This is a genomic window from Pseudomonas sp. CCI1.1, from assembly GCF_034348165.1.
Classification (GTDB): domain Bacteria; phylum Pseudomonadota; class Gammaproteobacteria; order Pseudomonadales; family Pseudomonadaceae; genus Aquipseudomonas; species Aquipseudomonas paracarnis.
This window is the reverse complement of record NZ_CP133780.1, coordinates 5,542,481-5,567,616: the sequence shown is the minus strand read 5'-3', so window position 1 is coordinate 5,567,616 and position 25,136 is coordinate 5,542,481. Positions and strand designations below refer to the sequence as shown.

At 59.8% G+C, this 25,136-nt stretch carries 23 protein-coding genes and 4 tRNA genes; 7 read left to right on the top strand and 20 right to left on the bottom strand.

Annotated elements, in window-relative coordinates:
- Positions 1-275: 275 nt before the first annotated feature.
- From RHM69_RS25125 to rluD, 7 genes are all read right to left on the bottom strand, one after another.
- Positions 276-352: transfer RNA gene (locus tag RHM69_RS25125), tRNA-Pro, on the bottom strand.
- Positions 353-540: 188 nt separating this feature from the next.
- Positions 541-616, bottom strand: a tRNA-Lys gene (locus RHM69_RS25120).
- A 5-nt stretch (positions 617-621) separates the two neighbouring features.
- A tRNA-Pro gene (locus tag RHM69_RS25115) sits at positions 622-698 on the bottom strand.
- Between the two features lie 9 nt (positions 699-707).
- Positions 708-783 (bottom strand) — tRNA-Asn (locus RHM69_RS25110).
- 295 nt (positions 784-1,078) lie between these two features.
- Positions 1,079-3,643: an ATP-dependent chaperone ClpB gene (clpB, locus tag RHM69_RS25105; protein WP_014716867.1), complete on the bottom strand. Its 2,565-nt coding sequence runs from the start codon at positions 3,641-3,643 to the stop codon at positions 1,079-1,081.
- A gap of 135 nt (positions 3,644-3,778) precedes the next feature.
- Complete coding sequence (gene pgeF / locus RHM69_RS25100) at positions 3,779-4,504, bottom strand: peptidoglycan editing factor PgeF (protein WP_019817499.1); 726 nt, start codon at positions 4,502-4,504, stop codon at positions 3,779-3,781.
- Positions 4,501-5,463, bottom strand: coding sequence for a 23S rRNA pseudouridine(1911/1915/1917) synthase RluD (rluD, locus tag RHM69_RS25095; protein ID WP_003188422.1), 963 nt, complete (start codon positions 5,461-5,463; stop codon positions 4,501-4,503). Before rluD ends, pgeF begins: the two co-directional genes overlap by 4 nt.
- 149 nt (positions 5,464-5,612) lie before the next feature.
- Here rluD and RHM69_RS25090 point away from each other — a divergent pair, with 149 nt between their 5' ends.
- A complete protein-coding gene (locus RHM69_RS25090) occupies positions 5,613-6,638 on the top strand; it encodes an outer membrane protein assembly factor BamD (RefSeq protein ID WP_003188421.1) in 1,026 nt (341 codons plus the stop codon).
- Between the two features lie 127 nt (positions 6,639-6,765).
- Positions 6,766-6,999 (top strand): PP0621 family protein, encoded by a 234-nt coding sequence (locus RHM69_RS25085; RefSeq protein WP_014716865.1) that lies wholly within the window; start codon positions 6,766-6,768, stop codon positions 6,997-6,999.
- Here RHM69_RS25085 and thiO read toward each other — a convergent pair.
- The 5 genes from thiO to pilV are packed head-to-tail and all read right to left on the bottom strand — an operon-like array spanning position 6,986 to position 10,293.
- Complete coding sequence (gene thiO / locus RHM69_RS25080) at positions 6,986-8,095, bottom strand: glycine oxidase ThiO (RefSeq protein WP_014716864.1); 1,110 nt, start codon at positions 8,093-8,095, stop codon at positions 6,986-6,988. The two genes, RHM69_RS25085 and thiO, sit on opposite strands and share 14 nt — an antisense overlap.
- A 59-nt stretch (positions 8,096-8,154) precedes the next feature.
- A complete protein-coding gene (locus tag RHM69_RS25075; protein ID WP_014716863.1) occupies positions 8,155-8,559 on the bottom strand; it encodes a type IV pilin protein in 405 nt (134 codons plus the stop codon).
- Positions 8,560-8,570: 11 nt separating this feature from the next.
- Positions 8,571-9,101, bottom strand: a complete 531-nt coding sequence (locus RHM69_RS25070; protein WP_019817500.1) for a pilus assembly PilX family protein — start codon at positions 9,099-9,101, stop codon at positions 8,571-8,573.
- A 5-nt stretch (positions 9,102-9,106) separates the two neighbouring features.
- Positions 9,107-9,814, bottom strand: a complete 708-nt coding sequence (locus RHM69_RS25065; protein WP_014716862.1) for a PilW family protein — start codon at positions 9,812-9,814, stop codon at positions 9,107-9,109.
- Positions 9,811-10,293, bottom strand: coding sequence for a type IV pilus modification protein PilV (pilV, locus tag RHM69_RS25060; RefSeq protein WP_014716861.1), 483 nt, complete (start codon positions 10,291-10,293; stop codon positions 9,811-9,813). Before pilV ends, RHM69_RS25065 begins: the two co-directional genes overlap by 4 nt.
- A gap of 196 nt (positions 10,294-10,489) precedes the next feature.
- Here pilV and RHM69_RS25055 point away from each other — a divergent pair, with 196 nt between their 5' ends.
- Positions 10,490-11,071: a GspH/FimT family pseudopilin gene (locus RHM69_RS25055; RefSeq protein WP_019817501.1), complete on the top strand. Its 582-nt coding sequence runs from the start codon at positions 10,490-10,492 to the stop codon at positions 11,069-11,071.
- On the opposite strand, the gene ispH is transcribed toward RHM69_RS25055, so the two are convergent.
- From ispH to murJ, 6 genes are all read right to left on the bottom strand, one after another.
- On the bottom strand, positions 11,025-11,972 hold the full coding sequence (ispH, locus tag RHM69_RS25050) for a 4-hydroxy-3-methylbut-2-enyl diphosphate reductase (protein ID WP_003188409.1): 948 nt from the start codon (positions 11,970-11,972) through the stop codon (positions 11,025-11,027). The genes RHM69_RS25055 and ispH overlap by 47 nt on opposite strands.
- 181 nt (positions 11,973-12,153) lie before the next feature.
- Positions 12,154-12,591: an FKBP-type peptidyl-prolyl cis-trans isomerase gene (locus RHM69_RS25045; RefSeq protein WP_169855857.1), complete on the bottom strand. Its 438-nt coding sequence runs from the start codon at positions 12,589-12,591 to the stop codon at positions 12,154-12,156.
- Between the two features lie 7 nt (positions 12,592-12,598).
- Entirely contained in the window at positions 12,599-13,111 is a 513-nt protein-coding gene (gene lspA / locus RHM69_RS25040) for a signal peptidase II (protein WP_014716859.1), read from the bottom strand.
- Entirely contained in the window at positions 13,104-15,935 is a 2,832-nt protein-coding gene (ileS, locus tag RHM69_RS25035) for an isoleucine--tRNA ligase (RefSeq protein ID WP_019817502.1), read from the bottom strand. Before ileS ends, lspA begins: the two co-directional genes overlap by 8 nt.
- A gap of 14 nt (positions 15,936-15,949) precedes the next feature.
- Positions 15,950-16,888, bottom strand: coding sequence for a bifunctional riboflavin kinase/FAD synthetase (gene ribF, locus RHM69_RS25030; RefSeq protein WP_003188404.1), 939 nt, complete (start codon positions 16,886-16,888; stop codon positions 15,950-15,952).
- Between the two features lie 119 nt (positions 16,889-17,007).
- Entirely contained in the window at positions 17,008-18,546 is a 1,539-nt protein-coding gene (gene murJ / locus RHM69_RS25025) for a murein biosynthesis integral membrane protein MurJ (RefSeq protein ID WP_014716857.1), read from the bottom strand.
- Positions 18,547-18,799: 253 nt separating this feature from the next.
- On the opposite strand from murJ, the gene rpsT reads away from it, so the two are divergent.
- The gene (gene rpsT / locus RHM69_RS25020; RefSeq protein ID WP_003188401.1) at positions 18,800-19,078 is read left to right on the top strand and encodes a 30S ribosomal protein S20; all 279 of its coding nucleotides are present in this window, start codon (positions 18,800-18,802) and stop codon (positions 19,076-19,078) included.
- A 291-nt stretch (positions 19,079-19,369) separates the two neighbouring features.
- Here rpsT and ltrA read toward each other — a convergent pair whose 3' ends face one another.
- Positions 19,370-20,791, bottom strand: coding sequence for a group II intron reverse transcriptase/maturase (gene ltrA / locus RHM69_RS25015; RefSeq protein ID WP_011805433.1), 1,422 nt, complete (start codon positions 20,789-20,791; stop codon positions 19,370-19,372).
- A 484-nt stretch (positions 20,792-21,275) separates the two neighbouring features.
- Positions 21,276-21,761 (bottom strand): FKBP-type peptidyl-prolyl cis-trans isomerase, encoded by a 486-nt coding sequence (locus RHM69_RS25010; RefSeq protein ID WP_003188398.1) that lies wholly within the window; start codon positions 21,759-21,761, stop codon positions 21,276-21,278.
- On the opposite strand from RHM69_RS25010, the gene RHM69_RS25005 reads away from it, so the two are divergent.
- The 3 genes from RHM69_RS25005 to RHM69_RS24995 all read left to right on the top strand — a co-directional run bounded on the left by RHM69_RS25005 (position 21,760) and on the right by RHM69_RS24995 (position 25,126).
- Complete coding sequence (locus tag RHM69_RS25005; RefSeq protein ID WP_102666761.1) at positions 21,760-22,047, top strand: DUF3565 domain-containing protein; 288 nt, start codon at positions 21,760-21,762, stop codon at positions 22,045-22,047. The two genes, RHM69_RS25010 and RHM69_RS25005, sit on opposite strands and share 2 nt — an antisense overlap.
- Before the next feature lie 79 nt (positions 22,048-22,126).
- Entirely contained in the window at positions 22,127-24,226 is a 2,100-nt protein-coding gene (pta, locus tag RHM69_RS25000) for a phosphate acetyltransferase (protein WP_003188396.1), read from the top strand.
- Positions 24,227-25,126, top strand: a complete 900-nt coding sequence (locus tag RHM69_RS24995) for an acyltransferase (RefSeq protein ID WP_014716856.1) — start codon at positions 24,227-24,229, stop codon at positions 25,124-25,126.
- Positions 25,127-25,136: the final 10 nt, after the last annotated feature.

The following is a 25,136-nucleotide window of genomic DNA, read 5'->3' as shown; positions in this document are numbered from 1 at the left end:
ACTATTGACGCTAATGGCGAGCGGGCTTGGTGTCGGCACATTCAGGAAACGCACCTCAACTGAGCATTCAATGCGAAGCTCATCATTTTCCAGAGCATCGCCCTAGTACGCTCATAATCAAAGCGCACTGGCTATAGGGAATTCTGGTTGGCCAGAGGCTTTCGCATGCCCGGAATAAAGAACCAGGTCGAAATCCGGATTTTTTCCAGACGAACGGTACGACTTTGCTCAAGGCACAAAAAAAGGCGTCATAAAGACGCCTTTTTCATTAAATATGGTCGGGGTAGGGGGATTCGAACTCCCGACATCCTGCTCCCAAAGCAGGCGCGCTACCGGACTGCGCTATACCCCGGAATGCGCATCGCAAAGCCTATGCACATTGACATCATGACGAACCGAAACTACTGTTCGCCTCAGACGGCTGCATGTCTACGGCGATATCTAAGTGCTGTAACACTTTCCAAAACCGTAAAACCGCCTCTATCAGAGCTAGAACCTCTGATTCTAAGATTTGATTCCAGCGTCAACTGGTCTCAAAAATGGTGGGTCGTGTGGGATTCGAACCTACGACCAATTGGTTAAAAGCCAACTGCTCTACCAACTGAGCTAACGACCCAAATATGGTCGGGGTAGGGGGATTCGAACTCCCGACATCCTGCTCCCAAAGCAGGCGCGCTACCGGACTGCGCTATACCCCGGTTTGAAATTGGCTCCGTGACCAGGACTCGAACCTGGGACCCAATGATTAACAGTCATTTGCTCTACCGACTGAGCTATCACGGAACTACATATTTCAAATTTACTGCTGTGTTGCTTCCTCTTCGACCCTGTCCGTATCGCTACGTTAGCGTCTCTGAGGCGCGCTATTCTACAATCTTAAAAACCCCTGTCAACCCTTTAAATTGCTTTTAAGACAATGATTTGCGCTTCTTTCTGATTTCTTCTTGGGGAGAAGAAACCCGTGGGCTGACGTTGCTGCGGGGCGCACTTTACAAGCCTTTGCCTTACAGTTCAACGCCCTATCGAAAAAAAAGGCCCCGCAATGCGGGGCCTTCTCTGGTTGCGCCAAGCGCAGGCCTTAATGGAAGACGATTTCGTCGTCTTTCACCGTCGCCGTGACGCGGGTGCCAGGCATAAAGCTGCCCGACAGGATCAGCTGCGCCAGTGGGTTCTCGATCCAGCGCTGGATCGCACGTTTGAGTGGCCGTGCGCCATACACTGGGTCGTAACCGACCGCGATCAGCTTGTCCAACGCTTCGCTGCTCAACTCCAGGTCCAACTCGCGCTCAGCCAGACGGCTACGCAGGCGGCCCAACTGAATTTCGGTAATGCCCGCGATCTGATCCCGCGCCAGAGGCTCGAAGATCACCACTTCGTCGACCCGGTTGATGAATTCCGGACGGAAGTGCGTGGTCAACGCATCCATCACCGCCGCACGCTGGGCTTCACGATCACCCACCAATTCCTGGATCTGAGCCGAGCCCAGGTTGGAGGTCATCACGATCACCGTATTGCGGAAGTCCACCGTGCGCCCGTGGCTGTCCGTCAAGCGACCATCTTCCAGCACCTGCAGCAAGATGTTGAACACATCCGGGTGCGCCTTCTCGACCTCATCCAGCAGGATCACCGAGTAAGGCTTGCGCCGTACGGCTTCGGTCAGATAACCGCCCTCTTCGTAACCCACATAGCCTGGTGGCGCACCGATCAGACGAGCCACCGAGTGTTTCTCCATGAATTCGGACATATCGATCCGCACCATGGCCTCTTCAGTATCAAAGAGGAACTCGGCCAGGGCCTTGCACAACTCGGTCTTACCCACACCGGTTGGGCCGAGGAACATGAACGAGCCGCTTGGACGGTTCGGGTCGGACAAACCTGCCCGGGAACGCCGAACCGCGTTGGACACCGCCACCACTGCCTCTTCCTGGCCGATGACGCGCTGATGCAACAGGCTTTCCATCTTCAGCAACTTGTCGCGCTCGCCTTCGAGCATCTTCGACACGGGAATACCGGTCCACTTGGAGACCACTTCGGCAATTTCTTCCTCGGTCACCTTGCTGCGCAGCAACTGGTTCTCAGGCTTGCCGTGCTGGTCAACCATCTGCAGGCTGCGCTCCAGGTCCGGGATCACCCCGTACTGCAACTCGGCCATGCGGTTCAGGTCGCCTTTACGGCGCGCCGCTTCCAGTTCCTGACGGGACTGCTCGATCTTTTGCTGGATCTGCGCCGAACCCTGCACTTCGGCTTTTTCCGAGGTCCAGATTTCTTCGAGGTCCGAATACTCGCGTTCCAGGCGAACAATTTCTTCCTGGAGTTTTTCCAGACGCTTCTTGGCCGCTTCGTCTTCTTCTTTCTTCAGCGCCTGGGATTCGACTTTCAGTTGAATCAGGCGCCGATCCAGGCGATCAAGCACTTCCGGCTTGGAATCGATCTCCATACGGATGCGGCTGGCCGCTTCGTCGATCAGGTCGATAGCCTTGTCCGGCAACTGACGATCAGTGATATAGCGGTGGCTCAACTTGGCCGCCGCGATGATCGCACCGTCGGTAATAGCCACCTTATGGTGGACCTCATAGCGCTCTTTCAGGCCCCGCAGGATCGCGATGGTGTCTTCTTCGCTGGGTTCTTCCACCAGAACTTTCTGGAAGCGACGCTCAAGGGCTGCGTCCTTTTCGATGTACTGACGGTATTCGTTAAGCGTAGTTGCACCGACGCAGTGCAACTCACCCCGCGCCAAGGCGGGCTTGAGCATATTGCCGGCGTCCATGGAGCCTTCGCCCTTACCGGCGCCGACCATGGTGTGCAATTCGTCGATAAACAGAATGATCTGCCCTTCCTGCTTCGACAATTCGTTAAGCAAGGATTTCAAGCGCTCTTCGAACTCACCCCGGAACTTGGCTCCGGCAATCAGCGAGCCCATATCCAGAGACAGCAGGCGCTTGCCTTTGAGGCCGTCCGGCACTTCACCATTAATGATGCGCTGAGCCAGGCCCTCGGCAATCGCGGTTTTACCCACGCCAGGTTCACCGATCAACACCGGGTTGTTCTTGGTGCGACGTTGCAATACCTGAATGGTGCGACGGATTTCGTCGTCACGGCCAATCACCGGGTCCAGCTTGCCTTCTTCGGCACGCTTGGTCAGGTCGACGGTGTATTTGTCCAGGGCCTGGCGCGACTCCTCGTGGTTGGGGTCGTTCACCGCTTCGCCGCCACGCAGGTTGTTGATGGCGTTTTCCAGGGCCTTTTTGCTCACGCCCTGGCCCAGCAACAACTTGCCGAGCTTGCTGTTGTCGTCCATGGCGGCGAGCAACACCAATTCACTGGAGATGAACTGGTCACCTTTCTGCTGGGCCAGGCGGTCGGCCTGGTTGAGCAGGCGCGCCAGATCCTGGGACATATTCACGTCCCCGGTGGGATTCTGGATTTTCGGCAGTTGGTCGAGCTCTTTGCTCAACTCCTTGCGCAGGCTGTTGACGTCAAAGCCCACCTGCATCAGCAAGGGTTTGATAGAGCCACCCTGCTGTTCCAGGAGTGCCTGCATCAAGTGTGCAGGCTCAATGGCCGGGTGGTCGAGGCCCACCGCCAAGGATTGAGAGTCGGACAAGGCCAACTGTAATTTGCTGGTTAAACGATCAATACGCATTAGTCACCTTCCTTTTGAGCAGGCCGGAGCTATGAACAAACACATCCTGAATGAAGAAACCTGCCAGATACCCTTATAGATGGGGTGGATTCTGGGCGTTTCAAGCGGCGGACGGTTGATACAGATCAGGACAGTCTAGCGTTCAAGCCAGATAAGGGAGGCGAATCGGCCCGTACGTGGGCTTCGGCGATAAGAAAAGAAACGCGGGTCGGTCACAGTGCACAAACCGCCACCATACACAGCGCTAACACCGCGCGCGGCCAGACGCAGGCGCGCCAGCTGGTAAATGTCGGCCAGGTACTTGCCAGGGTTGTGGCTGGGAACAAAGGCCTCAGCGGTGGCACGCAGTTGCTGCATGAACACTTCACGCACTTCCGGGCCGACCTCAAAGGCTTGTGGGCCTATGGCAGGGCCGAGCCAGACCAGAACGTCTTCGGGTGCGCTATCCAGGCTTTCGAAAGCGGCCTCCAGCACGCCGGCCGCCAAACCACGCCAACCGGCATGGGCTGCGGCAACCCGGGTGCCCGCTCGATCACAGAACAGCGCAGGCAGGCAATCAGCGGTCATGGCTGTGCAGGCGATGCCAGCGGTGCTGGTCCAACTACCGTCAGCCTCGACAGTACGGCCCGGATCGGCCTCAACCACGCGAGTACCATGGACTTGACGCAACCAGGCAGGCTGGATATCGAAGGCCTCACTCAGGCGACGGCGATTCTCAAGGACGGCCTCGAGGCTGTCCTCGACATGATCACCCAGGTTGAGGCTGTCGAACGGCGCCAGGCTGACGCCGCCCGCACGGGTGGTGACGCAGGCTTTTACCCGAGCCGGCGCGGGCCAGTCAGGTATCAGCCAGTCACTCATCCGACAAACGCCTCGCGATCTTGCTTGAGCAGCGACAGCAGCCAGACCAGATCGTCTGGCAGTGGCGATTCCCAGCTCATGCGCTTACCGCTCGTCGGATGATCCAGTTCCAGGAAGCGTGCATGCAGTGCCTGGCGCGGGAACGTCTTGAGCGACTCAACCATGGTCTGGCTGGCCGCCGGCGGAATACGGAAGCGGCCACCGTAGGCCGGGTCGCCGACCAACGGGAAGTTGATGTGCGCCATGTGCACGCGAATCTGGTGGGTACGCCCGGTTTCCAGCTTGACCCGCACATGGGTGTGGGAACGGAAACGCTCCAGCACACGGTAGTGGCTGACGGCCTGCTTGCCACCTTCCATCACCGCCATACGCTGGCGCTGCTGGCCGTGACGACCAATGGGTGCGTTGATTTTGCCACCGGCCACAACGACGCCGATCACAATGCACTCATAGATGCGGCTGACGCTCCGGCTCTGCAATTGCGTAACCAGTTGCGTCTGCGCCTGAATGGTCTTGGCCACCACCATAAGGCCGGTGGTGTCCTTGTCCAGACGGTGAACAATGCCGCAGCGCGGCACATTGATGATGTCCGGCACGTGGTGCAACAGGGCATTGAGCAAGGTGCCATCAGCGTGCCCGGCGGCCGGGTGAACCACCAGGCCTGCGGGTTTGTTGATGACCAGGATGTCGTCGTCTTCATAGACGATATCCAGCTCGATGTCCTGAGCAACCCATTCTCCCTGGGCTTCCTGCTCGGCAGTCAGCTCAAGAATCGCACCGCCATGGACTATGTCTCGCGGGCGGATAACCGCTCCATCCACAGTCAGGCGGCCGTCTTTGATCCAGGCGGAAAGGCGCGAGCGCGAGTGCTCAGCGAATAATTGTGCGGCGACTTGATCGAGGCGTTGGCCGCCCAATTCGGACGGCACCTCTGCGCGAAGTTCAATTTTATCGGACATGCTCAGACTAGGCGTGGCGTAGCCTTTGGTTTCGGCTGCGCGCTTGTGGTTAAATACGGCGTCTTTTGCCCCGAGGCTTTCAACGGGGCGCTCATCATAACAGGACGGCCCCGCCCAAGACAGCGGCCGTCATAGGGACGCAAGCCGCCATGCAAGTGAAACACCTGCTGCTGATCGCCATCCTCGCCATGACTGCTGCTTGCTCGTCAACAAAGGACGTCGTCGACGAAAACCTGAGCGAAGTCGAGCTGTACCAGCAAGCTCAGACAGACTTGGACAATAATAGCTTCACCAGCGCCACAGCGAAGCTGAAGGCATTGGAGTCGCGTTACCCGTTCGGCCGCTATGCCGACCAGGCCCAGCTTGAGCTGATCTACGCCAACTACAAGAACGCCGAGCCGGAAGCTGCCAAGTCCGCTGCCGAGCGTTTCATCCGCCTGCACCCGCAGCACCCGAACGTGGACTACGCCTACTACATGAAGGGCCTGACCTCGTTCGACCAGGATGTTGGCCTGCTGGCGCGCTTCCTGCCGCTGGACATGACCAAGCGCGACCCGGGTGCTGCGCGCGACTCCTATAACGAGTTCGCCCAGCTGACCAGCCGCTACCCCAACAGCCGCTACGCGCCGGACGCCAAGCAGCGCATGATCTACTTGCGCAACCTGCTGGCTTCGTACGAGATCCACGTGGCCCACTACTACCTGACCCGTCAGGCTTATGTGGCCGCCGCCAACCGTGGCCGCTACGTGGTGGAAAACTTCCAGGAAACCCCGTCCGTGGGTGACGGCCTGGCCGTGATGACCGAGGCTTACCAGCGTCTGCACCTGGACACACTGGCGACGACCAGCCTGGAAACCCTGAAGCTCAACTACCCCGACCACCCTAGCCTGAAAGACGGCCAGTTCGTGCCTCAGGTTGCCGAAGCGGACAACCGTTCGTGGCTGAGCAAGTACACCCTGGGCCTGATCGAGTCCCGTCCACCACTGCCGCCGGGTGAAACTCGCGCCAACCAGGACGTGATCAAGATGTACCAGGACGCCAAGGACGCTATTCCTTCGGATCTCAAGCCGCACGACGAGAACGGTGACGTGATCGAAGAAGAAGAGCCGCAAGCCCTGGGCAACAACCAGGACCGCTCGTGGTTCAGCTACATGACCTTCGGTGTGTTCGACTGATTGTTCGACGCAACGCAAAAGGGAGCTCTGAAGGAGCTCCCTTTTTTATGAGCGAGTATTTATTGCCCTGTGCGCCCGTGACCACCTTGGCTAAACTGGCGCATTCCTTGTCGAGAAACTGCCCATCATGCTTCGTCTACTGTTCTGGATTGCCGTCATTGCTGCCGCGGTATGGTTCTGGCGCAAATTCAAAAAAAATGCCTCCCATCAGCAACGGCCTGCCGAACCGGATGCGGCCCTGATGGTGCGTTGCGCCCACTGTGGCGTGCACCTGCCGCAGGACCGCGCACTGAGTTCACGCCAGGAATGGTACTGCACCCAGGCGCATCTGGAACAAGGGCCAAAGTCTATTCAGCGTTGAGGCGACCTGCGGGGGCGTAAGGCGCTGGATCGATGATCGGAGCCCGCGCCAGCAGCAAGTCGGTGAACAACTGGCAAGATGCCGGTGCGAGTACCAGACCATTGCGGTAATGCCCGCAATTGAGCCACAACCCCTTGAAGCCAGGGACCTCACCGATAAACGGTATACCTTCGGGGGAGCCAGGCCGTAAACCGGCCCAATGCCCGACCACCTCGGCGTCCGCCAAGGCGGGAATCAGTTCCAGCGCAGACGCCTTGAGGCTTTCCAGCGCGGTGTCGGTTGGCGTCTTGTCGAATCCTTCATGCTCCAACGTGCTGCCGATCAGGATGTGCCCATCCCGCCGGGGAATCGCATAACGCCCCTTGGCCAGGACCATGCTGGATAAAAAGTCGGACGCGCATTTGTACAGGATCATTTGGCCTTTGACCGGCTCCACGGGTAGCCCCAAGCCCAGCGTACCCAACAATTGTCCGCTCCAGGCGCCGGCCGCGAGCACCACCTGATCCCCCAAAACCTGGCCCGTAGCGGTATTCACACCCACCACCCTGCCGTCGCCGAGCACAAAACCCGACACATCGCATTGCTCGCAAATCGTCACGTTCGGCAACGCCAGCAGGGCCGCCTTCAGTGATTTGACCAGGCGCGGGTTGCGTACGTTGGCCACATCGGCCATGTAGATCGCCTGAGAATAGCCGCCCCCCAACACCGGCACCGCGTCATGGGCCGCAGATACGTCCACCTTGCTCAACGGTCTCCCTTCACGGGCAGCCCAGGCCAGTGCTTGCGCTTCGTCATCCAGGTCGAGCCAATACAACCCCGTGGTATGTACCTCTGGATCGACGCCGGTCGCTGCAAACAGCCGTTGCGCCAGTTGCGGGTAAAAATCCTGGGACCAATGGGCCAAGGCAGTGACCGCCTGGCTATAGCGCCACGGGTACAAGGGCGAGACAATCCCACCGCCCGCCCAGGAAGACTCTTGCCCAAGCCCACCGCGCTCCAGCAGCGTGACCGCCTGGCCCTCACTGGCGAGGTTGTACGCCGTCAACAGCCCGATTACTCCGCCGCCGACAATCACCACTTGCTGTTGCTTAGCCATCATTTGATCCAGCCGATAAACAGGGAAAGGCGCGCCCGGCGCCCACGCTTCAAGTACGCTCATCCTTGCCCCCAGCAGACCTTGGGCGACATTTCAGGCCCTGCTCCCGGGTTGCCGCGCATACCGGTGCTGGTCAAGCTGAATGCTGCGCATGCGTCGTTCGCCATGACCGAGTCCGCAGCGGGAGTGGCGAGCAGGTCAAAATCCTGAGGGTTGAGGACGGTACTGATTCTATAATGATCATTGCCCGCGCTGACGTCGCCTGCATCAATAAAAGTGCCATTCCTCGTATAAGAACGCTCCAGGTGCTGGGCCTGTTCGCTCAACAACGCGACGATCTGCGCCCGATACACCTTCTTCACCTGGCTGAGGTACCCGGGATACGCAATCCCGGCCAGCAACGCGATGATCGCCACGACGATCAGTAACTCAATCAGGGTAAAACCCTGGCTCTCCTTGCCCATCCGATTGCTCCTTATTGAAGTTGCCGCCATAAGACCCGTCGAAACTTGACGCGGCCGCCCTCCTCCACCCGTGCATAGACCGTCTCCAGCACCGTGCGCGTTTGCCCCGCAAGCCCGACCGAGGTGACACGAAAAAGTGTGCCTAAGGTTTGGGGGGGTAAATGAGCAAGCCCTGCACCTTCCCCAAGAGATTGAATGCCATAAAACCCATCCTTCAAGGCGAGCCAGGTGACCGCCGAGACCGGGTTCGTCCCGGCCGCCGTCAAGGAAGACGCTTCAGCAGGCGGCGCACAACGGATGATCGAGTGGCAGACAGGCATCGCCTGGCCAACCTTTTGCACGGTCGACTCCCCCAATCTCAGGCCGCTTTCGGCAGATTGAAACGATTGATTGCGATGCCACAGGCTGCTCGCGACTTTTTGCTGGGAGACCGCAGCCTGTATTGATGACAGTCCCACTTGCGACAGCACCAACAGGAACACCAGACTGATCAGCAGCACCATCCCGGTCTGCCGTACATGAATGCCGCCATGCATGATCATTGCCCCTACCCCAGCCGATTTCGCAGTGCCGCCACGACACTATAGGTCTGGTCCTTCACCCGCCCAGCGGGGTCTTGAAGGGTCATGAGGATGCGCACGCTACGTATCAGCGACTCATCGGCGGGATGGCTGTCATAGCGCTCCACAACTGTTGATGCCGAGGTGGCTGCCATGCCGAAGCTGACGTCGAATGCCCTTACGTTATCCATCAATACCGCCCTGGCCGGCGCCGCCGGGGTACTGATCTTCAACTGGCCCGATTCGTAGGTGTAGGTAAGTTGGCGTATGCCAAAGCGAAGTTGGCCGGGCTCGGCGCCGGGTGGCGTGCCTGCATAAGCCCTGGCCGCCTCCTTGCAGTCGGACAATACTGTCCAGTCAGGCCTGCCGACGCCATCGCCGACATTCGCGGTCACCAGCGTCAATGACTTCGCACTCCCTGCCGCTTCCCAGCTTATCGGCCGATCAAAGGCAACCGGAGCATTGTCGATAGCCGCCACGGCCAAACACCCCAGCATGCCCGCCTGGCGAATATCCTGGGTGATCTTGCTCAGCACAAAGCGCGCATCATCCTGCAGCACCATGGCGGCCTGCTGGCTGGCATGGGTCAATCGCGAGCTGATCAGTATCTGGCTTGCCCCCAGTATCATGACCAACCCGATGGCGAGCGCCAGCAACACTTCCACCAGGCTGAAACCTCGCCCAAGACGCTTCATTGCGACACTCCCTGTTCATTGCTGATGCGACTGGTCAGGGTGAAGGTTTCCCGCGCCCCAGGGCGATTTGCTGCCCGAGCATCCGCCCAACTGATGCTGATGGTGACCTCGTGCCCGTTCACCACCACTGATCCTTTGGCATCCTCGCCGGCAAAACCCATGATATTGGCTTCGAAATCGTGCAGGTCCAGGTCACGTACGCTGGCGGTGGCAGTGCTGGGTGGCGCCAGCTCCGCCCGGCCCCATGTGTAATCGGCGCCAGCATTGCTGCGAATGCGGTCGAGCATGTCGTAGGCAATAAAACTGGCTTGGCTGGTCATCCTGGCGCTGTTGGTGTACTTGAGCGCGTTGAGTTGCAGCACCGCAGCGCCCATCAGGCCGATCGCCAAAATCAACAGCGCGACCAGCACCTCGACCAGTGTCATGCCGGATTGGCGCAAGTGAGCAACGCGCAGGAATCGGTTCTGGCAGGCAGGCATTTCCGTCGTCATCCATGTCGAAGGCCGGAGAAAAAAGCAGGCAAGGCCTGCTGTGCGACCCAAGACTAGCGTCGGTTTTCGAGCGGCGCTGCTCCCGGAACAAAGGGAAATACTTTGGACATAAAGGCCATCATCCAGCGCCAAGGACCAAGCGCTATACCTAGAAAACCCACTCGTGCCCATGGAGGGAACGCACATGAAACAAAAAGGATTCACCCTGATTGAAATGCTGCTGGGGCTGATCGTCACCAGTTTTCTCGCGCAACTGGCCGTACCCGGTTTCAAGGGCTTGCTTGAATCGCAACAACGACAAAACGCGGCCCAAGCACTCGCCTCCGGGCTGCGCTACGCACGCACCGAGGCCATCGCGCGCAACCGGGCGGTGGTCATTCATGCAAAGGACGAGGACTGGAGCCTGGGATGGCGCGTGATACTGGATGTGAGTGGGCGCGGCCACCTGGATGACGACAATCCAGTATTGCTGGAGCGCGAGGGCAATGGGCGCGTGTCGGTGGCCGGGAATGGCCCGGTTACGAGCCAGGTGCGCTTCAGCGGCCTGGGGGAGCCGGTGTTTGCCGGCGGGGGATTTCGTGCCGGCACCGTACATGTGTGTGACAAGGACCAGGCACAGAGCCTGTATCAGATCGTGCTGGCCCCCAGCGGGCGCATCAGCCTGCGCAGTGACAAGACCGAACAGGCATTATGCCGAGGCTATTCCAGCACCCTGGCCGTCAGAGCAGCGAGCGGACCCGCAGTTCCTTGGGCATGGAGAACGTGATGTTTTCTTCACGGCCCGCCAGCTCATCGGCGCCGGTGGCACCCCAGGCTTGCAACTGTTGGATCACACCGCGCACCAGTACTTCCGGAGCGGAGGCGCCCGCCGTGATGCCGATACGCTCGACACCGTCGAACCAGCTGCGCTGCATATCTTCGGCGCCGTCGATCAGGTACGCCGGTGTGGCCATGCGCTCGGCCAGCTCGCGCAGGCGGTTGGAGTTGGAACTGTTAGGGCTGCCGACCACCAGCACTACATCGCATTCGTCCGCCAGTTGCTTGACCGCATCCTGGCGGTTTTGCGTGGCGTAGCAGATGTCATCCTTGCGGGGGCCGCCAATAGCAGGAAACCGCGTGCGCAGGGCGTCGATGACGCGGCTGGTATCGTCCATGGACAAGGTGGTCTGGGTGACGAAAGCCAGACGATCAGGGTTGTGTACCTGCAAGTTGGCAACGTCTTTTTCGTCTTCCACCAGGTAGATGGCGCCGCCGTTGCTGGCGTCGTACTGGCCCATGGTGCCTTCGACCTCCGGGTGACCGGCATGGCCGATCAGGATGCATTCGCGACCGTCGCGGCTATAACGGGCCACCTCGATGTGCACCTTGGTCACCAGCGGGCAGGTGGCATCGAACACTTTAAGGCCACGGCCAGCCGCTTCGGTACGCACGGCCTGGGACACGCCATGGGCACTGAAGATGACGATAACGTCGTCGGGTACCTGATCGAGTTCTTCGACAAAGATCGCACCGCGTGCGCGCAGGTCTTCGACCACGAACTTGTTATGCACGACTTCGTGGCGCACATAAATCGGCGGCCCGAAGACCTCCAGGGCGCGGTTGACGATTTCGATCGCCCGGTCCACGCCAGCGCAGAAGCCACGGGGGTTGGCGAGTTTGATTTGCATGCTGTGCCTCGTGCCTTGCAGGCCAAGAAATTGGATCAACTCAGCTCTATAGAATAAGCATCTGTGGGAGCGGGCTTGCCCGCGATGCAAACGACTCGATGTATCAGATACACCTAGGTGATGCTATCGCAGGCAAGCCAGCTCCCACACAAGCCAGCCCCACAGGAACCGGTTTCGTCAGTTAGAGCGCTTTAACGTCGATGATTTCAACATCAAACGTCAAGGTTTTACCGGCCAACGGATGGTTGAAATCGATGGTCACTTGCGCATCATCGAAGGCTTTAACCACACCGGGCAATTCGGTATTGGCCGCATCATTGAAGATCACCAGCAAACCTTCCGACAGGTCCATACCTTCGAACTGCGAACGCGGGATGATCTGCACGTTTTGCGGGTTGGGTTGGCCGAAAGCGTTTTCCGGCAGGATCTGCAGGTTGCGCTTGTCGCCCGCCTTGAACCCGAACAATGCCGCTTCAAAACCAGGCAGCAGGTTACCGTCGCCAACCTTGAAGGTCGCCGGGGCTTTGTCGAAGGTGCTGTCGACCGTGTCGCCATTTTCCAGGCGCAATGCGAAATGCAAAGTGACTTCCGTGTTCTGGCCGATGCGTTGCTCAGCCAATACCTGATCAGTCATTGACGGTTTCTCCGGTTTTCTTGCTCTTGAACATATCCAGCGCCAGCATGATTGCACCAACGGTGATGGCGCTGTCGGCAAAGTTGAACGCCGGGAAGTAGTGGCGGTTCTGCCAATGCACCAGGATGAAGTCGATCACATGGCCCAGGGCGATGCGGTCATACAGGTTACCCAGCGCGCCGCCCAACACCAGGGCCAGCGCGATAGCCAGCCAGGTGTCGTCGCGGCCCAGGCGCTTGAGCCACACCACCAACACGGCACTGACCACCACGGCGATCAGCGCGAACAGCCAGCGCTGCCAGCCACCGCCATCAGCGAGGAAGCTGAAGGCGGCACCCGTGTTATAGGCCAGGGTCCAGCTGAAGTAATCCGGGATCACCACGATTTGCTGGAACATTTCCAGGGAGCCCTCGAAGTGAGCCTTGCTGACCTGGTCAATGACCAGTACCAGCAGGCTCAGTACGAGCCAGCCCAGACGTCCGAAACGACTGGCTGTATTAGGCATAGTGACGAACCTCGCCTTCACCGCTGATGTTGTCGACACAACGACCACAGATTTCCGGGTGCTCAGGGTTCACGCCGACATCTTCACGGCAGTGCCAGCAACGGGCGCATTTAGGGAAGGCCGACTTCACCACCTTGAGCTTCAGGCCCGGCACCTCGGTGACCACGGCATCTGCCGGGGCCTGGGCGAAAGGTGCCAGGCTCGCGGTGGAGGTGATCAGTACGAAGCGCAGTTCGTTGCTCAGCTTGGCCAGGTCTGCAGTCAGGCCGTCCTCGGCAAACAAGGTGACTTCGGCTTGCAGGTTGCCGCCCACGGCCTTGGCCGCACGCTGAACTTCCAGCTCCTTGTTCACCGCAACCTTGACAGCCATGACGCCTTCCCAGTACTCGCGGCCCAGTTCGAAGTCGGCCGGCAGTTCGGTCAGGCCTTCGTACCAGGTGTTGAGCATGACCGACTCGTTACGCTCGCCCGGCAGGTATTCCCACAGCTCGTCGGCGGTGAACGCCAGGATCGGCGCGATCCAGCGCACCAGCGCTTCGCTGATGTGGTACAGCGCGGTCTGCGCCGAACGGCGAGCCTTGCTGTTGGCGCCGGTGGTGTACTGGCGGTCCTTGATGATATCGAGGTAGAAACCGCCCAACTCCTGCACGCAGAAGTTGTGGATCTTGGAGTAGACGTTCCAGAAGCGGTATTCGCCGTAGTGTTCCTGCAACTCGCGCTGCAACAACAGGGTACGGTCCACGGCCCAACGGTCCAGCGCGAGCATGTCTTCGGCCGGCAGCAGGTCGGTGGCCGGGTTGAAACCGGTCAGGTTCGACAGCATGAAGCGCGCGGTATTGCGGATACGACGGTAGGCGTCGGCGCTGCGGGCCAGGATCTGGTCCGACACGGCGATTTCACCCGAATAATCGGTGGAAGCCACCCACAGACGCATGATGTCGGCGCCCAACGTATCGTTGATCTTTTTCGGCTCGATCACGTTCTTCAGCGATTTGGACATCTTGCGGCCCGTCTCGTCGACGGTGAAGCCGTGGGTCAGCAGCTCGCGGTACGGCGCGTGGTTGTCGATGGCGCAACCGGTCAGCAGCGACGAGTGGAACCAGCCACGGTGCTGGTCCGAACCTTCCAGGTACAGGTCGGCACGCGGGCCGGTCTCGTGGCCCATAGGGTGCGAACCGCGCAGCACGTGCCAGTGAGTGGTGCCCGAATCGAACCACACGTCGAGGGTGTCGCTGATCTTGTCGTACAGCGGCGCTTCATCGCCCAACAGCTCGGCGGCGTCCAGCTTGAACCAGGCTTCGATGCCTTCCTGTTCAACGCGCTGGGCCACGACTTCCATCAGCTCGACGGTGCGCGGGTGCAGCTCACCGCTTTCCTTGTTCAGGAAAAACGGGATCGGCACGCCCCAGTTACGCTGGCGGGAGATGCACCAGTCAGGACGGTTGGCGATCATCGAGTGCAGGCGCGCCTGGCCCCAGGCCGGGACGAACTTGGTGTCTTCGATGGCTTTGAGCGAGCGTACACGCAGGGTGTCGCCGCTGGTCGGCTCTTTGTCCATGCCGATAAACCACTGCGCCGTAGCGCGGTAGATCAGCGGGGTCTTGTGACGCCAGCAATGCATGTAGCTGTGCTGGATGGTGGCGGTTTGCATCAACGCACCGACTTCACGCAGCTTTTCGATGATCGGCTGGTCAGCCTTGAAGATGAACTGGCCACCGAAGAACTCGAGCGAAGGCACGTAGACGCCATTGCTCTGCACCGGGTTGATGATGTCATCGTTGACCATGCCGTACTTCTTGCAGATCACGAAGTCGTCCACCCCATAGGCAGGCGAGCAGTGGACAATGCCGGTACCCGAACCCAACTCGACGTAGTCAGCCAGGTACACCGGCGACAGACGGTCATAGAACGGGTGACGGAAGTTGATCAGCTCCAGCGCAGAACCAGTGGTGGTGGCGATCACCGAACCTTTTAGTTCGTAACGCGCCAGGCACGACTCGACCATTTCTTCGGCCAGCACCAGCAGGCGATCACCGACGTCCACCAGGGCGTAGGTGAATTCCGGGTGCACGTTCAGCGCCTGGTTGGCCGGGATGGTCCACGGGGTAGTGGTCCAGATCACGATGGCCGCTGGCTTGCTCAGGCTTGCCAGGCCAAAGGCCTCGGCCAGCTTGGCGTCGTCGGCGATCGGGAAGGCCACGTCGATGGTCGAGGACTTCTTGTCTTCGTACTCCACTTCCGCTTCGGCCAGGGCCGAACCGCAGTCGAAGCACCAGTTCACGGGCTTGAGGCCCTTGAACACGAAACCGCCCTTGACGATTTCAGCCAAGGCGCGGATTTCACCGGCCTCGTTCTTGAAGTTCATGGTCTTGTAGGGGTTGTCCCACTCGCCCAGCACGCCCAGGCGGATGAATTCGGACTTCTGGCCTTCGATCTGCTCAGTGGCGTAGGCACGGCACAGTTCGCGGGTCTTGTCCGCGCCCAGGTTCTTGCCGTAGGTCACTTCAACTTTATGCTCGATCGGCAGGCCATGGCAGTCCCAGCCCGGAACGTACGGCGCGTCAAAGCCCGACAGGGTTTTGGAGCGCAGGATCATGTCCTTGAGAATCTTGTTCAGCGCATGACCGATATGAATCGTGCCGTTGGCATAAGGAGGGCCGTCGTGCAGGACGAATTTCGGACGATCCTTGCCAATTTCGCGCAACTTTCCGTACAGGCCAATACTGTCCCAGCGCTGCAGGATCTGCGGTTCGCGCTGTGGCAGGCCGGCCTTCATTGGGAAGGCGGTGTCCGGAAGGTTTAGCGTGGCTTTATAGTCGGTCATTTAAGGCTCTTCGGTTAGCGATGGGCGCTAGGTGCGGCTAGTGCACGGGCGGCGGCGACATCCGCATTGATCGCCGTTTTCAACGCCTCCAGGGAGGCGAAACGCTGCTCTTCACGCAGCTTCTGGTGGAAAACCACCGTCAAACGCCGGTCGTATAAATCACCGGCAAAATCCAAAAGGTGAACTTCCAGGTGGGCCTTGCCATCACCTGCAACCGTGGGCCTGACGCCTATATTGGCGACTCCTGGCCACGATTGGCCGTCGATGTCGACGCTTACCAGGTAAACCCCGGTCAGCGGCACACGACGGCGCTTGAGTTGCACGTTGGCGGTTGGCGTGCCCAATTGGCGCGCCAGCTTCTGGCCGTGCAATACCCGTCCGGCAATGCGGAACGGGCGACCGAGCAAACGCTCGGCCAGGTCGAAGTCGGCGGCGGCCAGGGCGTTACGCACCTGGGTGCTGCTCACGCGCAGGCCGTCCAGTTCGACGGTTTGCGCGGCTTCGACAGTGAAACCCTGATTGACGCCGGCATGTTGCAGGAAATCGAAATCCCCGACCCGGTCACAACCGAAATGGAAGTCGTCGCCGACCTCCAGGTGCTGTACACCCAAGCCGTCCACCAGGATGCGGTCGACGAACTCGGCGGCGCTGAGGCTGCGCAAACGCTGGTTGAATGCCAGGCAGAGGACACGGTCCACGCCCTCCTCCGCCAACAGCTGCAGCTTGTCCCGCAAGCGCGCCAAGCGGGCCGGCGCGGTTTCGGGGGTAAAGAACTCCCGCGGTTGTGGCTCAAAAATCACCACGCAGCTGGGCACGCCCAACTCGACCGCACGCTCGCGCAGCCGAGCCAGGATAGCCTGGTGGCCACGGTGAACACCGTCAAAGTTGCCAATAGTGGCGACGCAGCCCCGATGCTCGGGGCGCAGGTTGTGGAGACCTCGAACCAGCTGCATAACGCGCTTCTTGCTCATAAAGTGGTCGATTATAACCACACCCAGCCCCGGACGACAGGCAACTGCGCAGGCCAAATGGGTCGAATCGATAAAACAACTGTTTTATCGCGGCAAAGTCTCTATCCCAACGACTTGCGATTGAAATCACGCAGGCGGAAACCCTGCAACAGCAACATCCCGAAGTACACCGCCACGCCCGCGACCACCAATACACCCAGGCGCATGAAGCGCTCCAGCATATTACCTTGGTCCCAGGCCGGCATGAGGTGCATCAGGGCAAAGAGCACAACCGACATCGCGGCGACCGCCACCAGCAGCTTGAGCGCAAACACGCCCCAGCCGGGCTGTGGTTGGTACATCTGCTGTTTACGCAATTGGTAAAACAGCAGGCCTGCGTTTATACATGCCCCCGCGCTGATCGCCAAAGCCAGGCCGGCGTGGGCCAGCGGGCCGATAAACACCAGGTTGAGCAGTTGCGTAACCACCAGGGTGAAAATCGCGATTTTCACCGGGGTACGGATGTTTTGCTGAGCGTAGAAGCCGGGCGCCAGCACTTTGATCACGATAATGCCGAGCAGACCGACGGAGTAGGCGACCAGCGCATGCTGGGTCATCAAGGCGTCATGGGCGTCGAACTGCCCGTATTGAAACAGCGAGACCGTCAACGGTTCGGCGAGGATGCCCAGGGCCAGGGCGCACGGCAACACCAGCAGAAAGCATAGGCGCAGGCCCCAATCGAGTATGCGTGAGTATTCCTGGCGATCCTTGCTGGCGTAGGTACGCGCCAGGGTCGGCAGCAGGATGGTGCCCAACGCCACGCCCAGCACACCGGATGGCAATTCCATCAGGCGGTCGGCGTAGTACATCCACGACACCGAGCCGGATACCAGCAACGAGGCGAACGCGGTGTTGATGATCAGGGAAATCTGACTGACCGACACCCCGAGGATCGCCGGCAGCATGTTGCGCATCACGCGCCAGACGCCGGAATCCTTGAGGTTCAAGCGCGGCAGTACAAGCATGCCGATTTTTTTCAGGTGCGGCAGCTGGTACAGCAACTGTGCCAGGCCGCCGGCCAGGACCGCCCAGCCCAGGGCCATGACGGGCGGATCGAAATACGGCGTAAGGAACAACGCAAAAATAATCATGCTGACGTTCAGCAAGGTCGGCACAAAGGCCGGTACCGAGAAACGATTCCAGGTATTGAGGATCGCCCCGGCGAGCGAAGACAGGGAAATCAGCAATATATAAGGAAAGGTCACCCGCAGCAGATCAGTGGTCAGCGCGAACTTTTCCGGCGTATTGGCAAAACCGGGCGCCGTGGCCCAGATCACCCAGGGCGCGGCGAGCATCCCGACGATGGTTACCAGCATCAGCACCAGCGTCAGCAAACCTGAGACGTAGGCGATAAACGTACGGGTCGCCTCCTCGCCATGCTGGGTCTTGTACTCGGCCAGAATCGGCACGAACGCCTGGGAAAACGCGCCTTCGGCAAAGATCCGCCGCAACAGGTTGGGCAGTTTAAAGGCAATAAAGAACGCATCCGTGGCCATGCTGGCGCCAAAGATGCGGGCCAGCAGGGTGTCACGCACGAACCCCAACACCCTGGAAATCATCGTGATAGAGCTGACGGCAGCCAACGATTTGAGCAGATTCATTGAAAGAGTTTGCGCCTATAGATAAAGAGCAGGCGAACTACGCGCCCACTTATGCGATACTGCGCGCCTGCAACAGCACAGAGCCAAAGCTCGCGAGTTTACAGGTCAAGCGCCGGAAATAAATCACCCGCCTCTTCAGATCGACCACTCAGCAGTTCGCATCAGCCGCCCTTGACAACCCGTCAAGTCATCGGCATGATTCGCGGCCTATTTTGTTTGCTATTTCCTAAAAAGTCTTTCGAGGAGCTCGACGGTGGCCAACACACCTTCCGCCAAAAAACGTGCAAAACAGGCTGAGAAGCGTCGCAGCCACAACGCCAGCCTGCGTTCCATGGTTCGCACCTACATCAAGAATGTAGTCAAAGCCATCGACACCAAAGACGCTGAAAAAGCTCAAGCAGCTTACGTTCTGGCTGTGCCTGTTATCGACCGTATGGCCGATAAAGGCATCATCCACAAGAACAAGGCCGCTCGCCATAAGAGCCGCCTGAATGGCCACATCAAGGCTCTGAGCGTTCCTGCTGCAGCCTAAGTGGTAACAACTGCCACGTAGCCCAGGTTGCGTAACAGTTAAGAAATGCCCCGTACCGAAAGGTCCGGGGCATTTTTGTTTGCCCCCTGAAAACTGTAGGAGCGAGCTTGCTCGCGAAGATCGTTAACGATGACGCGGGAAGCCTGGCGCCCGAGGGGTTCTCAGGTTTTTCGCGAGCACGCTCGCGCCTACAGAAAGTTGACCGGGAATATTCTCAAGGATCGAGTAGGAGGCGGATTCACATCCGCCGTCCTCTCACACCACCGTACGTACGGTTCCGTATACGGCGGTTCAGGTTATACGGTTAAGTCGGTTTATCGTATCCAGTATCGAGACCAGCCCGAGGCGGTCCCACAGCTTCTTCGGCAACGCCTGATTCATATGGGGCGCTCCCGAGTTCCACCATGGGCCTCGGCCATTGACTGCCGATTTCCACGCCCGCGCCGCATTAAGTCCCAAGCGTATCAAGTTGCGCGCCCTCGTAGAGGGCCGCTTCCATTGACGCCAGACGATACAGCGAAGCTTGTGACGCACCCAGCCGTCCAATTCCTCAAGTGGCCGTCTGCTCTGGCTCAGCTTGAAGTAGCCCGCCCATCCGCGCAGCACGGGGTTTATCCGCTCGATGACAGTCGCCACCTTGTGGCCCCGCGCTTTACGTAGCAGCTCTCTGAGCCGGTCGCGCAAGCGACCCAGGCTCATCGTCGCCACTCTCAGTCTCGGTTGCTGATGCCAGCTCATCCCGTAACCCAAGTAATCACACATCCAAGACCCGGCTACTCGGCTCTTATCCCGATTCAGCGTTAGTTTCAGGCGCTGATTCAGGAAGCGCTCAACACTGGCCATCACTCGTTCGCCAGCACGAGGGCTGCGCACATAGATGTTCGCATCGTCGGCATAACGCACGAAGCGATGACCCCGCCGTTCCAGCTCGCGGTCGAGTTCGTTGAGCAGGATGTTCGACAGCAACGGCGAGAGCGGGCCGCCTTGCGGCGTCCCTTCCTGCCGTCGGCTGGCGATCCCACCCGACATCTCACCGGCTTGGAGGTACCGCCGGATCAGTCTGAGCACGCGTTTATCTACGATTTGGCGCGCCACGTACGCCATCAGGAGATCGTGGTTGACCCGGTCAAAGAATTTCTCAAGATCGAGTTCCACGCACCAGCGATGCCCTGCCGCCACATGGGCGCGGGCTGTCTCGATGGCTTGGTGGGCGCTTCTGCCCGGACGGAAGCCGTAGCTGTAATCCGAAAACAGCGGGTCGAAGATCGGCGTGAGCTGTTGCAGCAGTGCCTGTTGGATCAGGCGATCCACGACGCAGGGAATGCCCAGTTGTCGGGTGCCGCCTTTGGGTTTGGGGATGTCGACGGCGCGTACACCTTGCGGGTGGTATTCGCCGGCCAGCAACCTCCTCTGGAGGATCGGCCAATACTGATTCACGTAGTCCGCCAAGTCGTCGACCGTCATGCCATCGGCACCCGGCGCGCCCTTGTTGCTGACCACGCGCTGATACGCACGTCTGAGGTTGGCCGGTGCAAGCACCCGCGCCATCAGCGTGTCCGGCTCCGCGTTCGTCCACGTCACAGATGCCGTCGATACCTTTGCGCTGTCAGCCGTCATCCTCGGATTCTGTCCGGGACTCGGAGTCACAGTCTTCTCTTGGAGAAATTTCTGCATTTCGGTATTCAACGAGACTCTGACGCCTACTGGCGGCATAACCTGTTCGGCCCTTGGTGGCGCGGTTATTCGCCACTTACTACGGCTTCGGCTGACTTCTGCACGCTCATCCCATCGCCTCTCGACGCTCGGTAGCACACTGGCAAACGTGCAGATCTCCCAGGGTAATTCGCGCGACCTTCCTGCTTATGCCTGTCGGATCTACGTCACAGCGTTCCGTGCAAGTATTGGGCTTTGAAGATTTTGGCCTTCTTACCCCGCTGCGCCGCCTCTATCCGCTTCCTGTTCGTCAGGCCAGCATTTTGCCTCGGGCTTCCTTCAGATTCGCAGTCACCCGCGACACCCTTGCCTCTGGCTAACACTTCCCCTTGCCGGGTGTGTAGAGGACTTTCACCTCCCAGTCACCAGCGTGGCCACCACAGCCAAGCTGGTTGCGCTTGCGCGCAACGCGCCATGCCTGGCGCACCAAAAAAACGCCCCGAACCAGTCGGGGCGTTTTTGATACCGATTGATCAAACCACAATCAATGGTGATGACCGCCTTCACCGTGGACGTGGCCGTGAGCCACTTCTTCCTGGGAAGCGTCGCGGATGGCCACGATCTTCACTTGGAAGTTCAGGCGCTGGCCAGCCAGAGGGTGGTTGCCGTCAACGGTAACGTCGTCGCCGTCCAGGTCGCGGATGGTGACGATCTGCATTTGGCCGTCCGGCGCGGAAGCGTGGAACTGCATGCCCACTTCCAGCTCATCAACACCTTCGAACATGCTGCGGCTCAAGGTGCTGACCAGTTCGGCGGAGTATTCGCCGTAGGCATCTTCAGGTTCTACGGCGACGGTCAGTTCGTCACCGACGTTCTTGCCTTCCAGAGCCTTTTCCAGGCCCGGGATGATGTTACCTGCGCCTTGCAGGTAAACCAGCGGCGCGCCGCCGGCGGAGCTGTCGATGACCTCACCAGCGTCGTTGGTCAGGGTATAGTCGATGGAGACAGCCTTGTTAGCGGCGATCGTCATGGGGCGAGACCTTTTGCATAAGAATGAAGAACGGACAAGTCTAAACAAGGATTTGCCCGAAAGCGAACGGAACCCGGACGGACGGGGCCGATCAACGGTCACGATCACAGGTTTTCATCAGGACGACGATGGCCACTGGGTGGCCGAGCTGTCCTGCGGCCACACCCAGCACCTGCGCCACCAACCGCCCTGGCAGTCGCGCGCCTGGGTGCTCGACCCCGCGCAACGCCTTGAAAAAATAGGCCAGGCCTTTGCGTGCGGCTGGTGTGCGCAAGGGCACGAATAACGATAACCTTGGCGCCTGATTCGCGGTAGGCACTCACCCATAGAGCGCCACCCAAGCCATGCACCTCCAGAGAATTCGCATGCAGACTTTTTTTATCGCGCCCACCGATTTTGGTGTGGGTCTGACCTCCATCAGCCTTGGGCTGGTGCGCACCCTGGAACGGGCCGGCCTGAAAGTCGGTTTTTTCAAACCCATCGCCCAGCCACACCCTGGCGATACCGGGCCGGAACGCTCCACCGAGCTGGTGGCGCGCACCCACGGCCTGAAACCGCCGCAGCCCCTGGGCCTGGCTCACGTGGAGCGCATGCTCGGCGACGGCCAGCTCGATGAGCTGCTCGAAGAGATCATCACCCTTTACCAACAGGCAGCCGTAGGCAAAGACGTGCTGATCGTCGAAGGCATGGTGCCGACCCGCAGCGCCAGCTACGCGGCACGGGTCAACCTGCACCTGGCCAAGAGCCTGGACGCGGAAGTGATCCTGGTCTCGGCGCCGGAAAATGAAGTGCTCACCGAGCTTTCCGGCCGTGTGGAATTGCAGGCCCAACTGTTTGGCGGTCCCAAAGACCCGAAAGTGCTGGGCGTAATCCTCAACAAGGTACGCACCGACGAAAGCATGGAAGCCTTCTCGGCGCGCCTCAAAGAGCATTCGCCGCTGTTGCGCAGCGGCGATTTCCGGCTGCTCGGCTGCATCCCCTACCAACCCGAGCTGAATGCCCCACGCACCCGCGACGTGGCCGACCTGATGGGCGCGCAGATCCTCAACGCCGGCGACTACGAAAGCCGGCGCATGACCAAGATCATCATTTGCGCACGCACCATGCGTAACACTGTCGAGCTGCTCAAACCCGGCGTGTTGGTGGTGACCCCGGGAGATCGCGATGACATCATCCTCGCCGTCAGCCTGGCCGCCATCAATGGCGTGCCGCTGGCCGGGCTGCTGCTGACCAGCGACACCCTGCCCGACCCACGCATCATGGATCTGTGCCGGGGCGCCTTCCAGGCCGGGTTGCCGGTGTTGTCGGTGAGCACCGGCTCCTATGACACCGCCAACCAGCTCAATAGCCTCAACAAGGAAATCCCTATCGATGACCGCGAGCGTGCGGAAATCATCACCGACTTCGTCGCCAGCCACCTCGATGCGCGCTGGCTGCACCAGCGTTGCGGCACGCCGCGGGAGATGCGCCTGTCGCCGGCAGTGTTCCGTTACCAGTTGATCCAACGCGCCCAGGCCGCCAACAAACGCATCGTGTTGCCCGAAGGCAGCGAGCCGCTGACCGTACAGGCCGCCGCAATCTGCCAGGCCCGCGGCATTGCCCGTTGCGTGCTGCTGGCCAAGCCTGCGGATGTGGAGGCAGTCGCCCGCGCCCAGGGTATCGACCTGCCCGAAGGCCTGGAGATTCTCGACCCCGACCTGATTCGCCAACGCTACGTGGAGCCAATGGTCGCCTTGCGCAAGAGCAAAAGCCTCAACGCGCCCATGGCCGAGCAACAACTGGAAGACACCGTGGTGATCGCCACCATGATGCTCGCTCTCGACGAAGTGGATGGCCTGGTCTCCGGCGTTATTCACTCCACCGCCAATACCATTCGCCCTGCCCTGCAACTGATCAAGACCGCGCCGGGCTGCACCTTGGTGTCGTCGGTGTTCTTTATGCTGTTCCCCGAGCAGGTACTGGTGTACGGCGACTGCGTGATGAACCCGCACCCAAGCGCTGCGGAACTGGCGGAAATCGCCCTGCAAAGCGCCGACTCGGCGGCCGCGTTCGGCATCACGCCACGGGTGGCGATGATCAGCTATTCCAGCGGTGACTCGGCCAGCGGCGAGGAGGTGGAAAAAGTCCGCGAAGCCACCCTGCTCGCCCACGAACAACAAAGCTCGCTGCTGATCGACGGCCCGTTGCAATACGACGCTGCCGCCAACGAAAACGTCGCCCGACAACTGGCGCCCAACAGCCAGGTGGCAGGCAAGGCCACCGTCTTTGTATTCCCGGACCTGAACACCGGCAACACCACCCACAAAGCCGTACAACGCAGCGCCGATTGCGTGAGCCTGGGGCCGATGCTCCAGGGCCTGCGCAAACCGGTCAATGACCTGCCACGAGGCGCCCAGGTGGACGACATCGTGTACACCATCGCCCTGACGGCGATCCAAGCCGCCAACCGACCCATGGATATCTAAATGCTGGATTTTCTACCTGCCGCCGTGCGCGGGGTGATCGCTTCGCTGTTGCTGGCGCTGAACACGATCCTGCTGTGTTCGTTCCTGTTTATCGTGGCGCTGTTCAAGGCGCTGCCGTTCGCCAAGCGCCTGAGCGAATGGCTGATGAACCACACCCATGAAGCCTGGGTCACCAACAACAAGGGTTGGATGAACCTGGTGCGCCGTACGCGCTGGCACCTGACTGGCCTTGAGGGCCTGGACTACCAGCACTCGTACCTGGTGACCAGCAACCATCAGAGCTGGGTCGACATCATGGTGTTGCAGTACGTGCTCAATCGGCGCATTCGCCCCCTGAAGTTCTTCCTCAAGCAAGAGCTGATCTGGGTACCGGTGATTGGTCTGGCGTGGTGGGCGCTGGGCTTTCCCTTCATGAAGCGCTACAGCAAGGCTTATTTGGAGAAGCACCCGGAGAAGAAAGGCAAAGACCTGGAAACCACGCGCAAGACCTGTGCGAAGTTTCGCGACAACCCCGTGGGGATTTTCAACTTTGCCGAAGGCACACGCTTTACGCCGGGCAAGCATGCGCAGCAGCAGTCACCGTTTCGCTACCTGCTTAAACCCAAGGCGGGCGGCATTGCGTTTGTACTGGACGCCATGGGCGAGCAGCTCAAATCACTGATCAATGTGACCATTCACTACCCCGCCGGGCGCCCAGGTTATTGGGATTTGCTGTGCGGTAATGTGAAGGACGTGGTGGTGCACTTTGAAGAGGTGCAGATACCGGCCGAATTCATCGGCAAGAATTATGAGCAGGATGGGGAATATCGACTGGCGTTCCAGGGCTGGATCAACCAGTTGTGGCAAGACAAGGATGCATTGTTGGAACAGCTGCACAAAGACTTTCCGGCCAGCCGCTGATCAACATGTG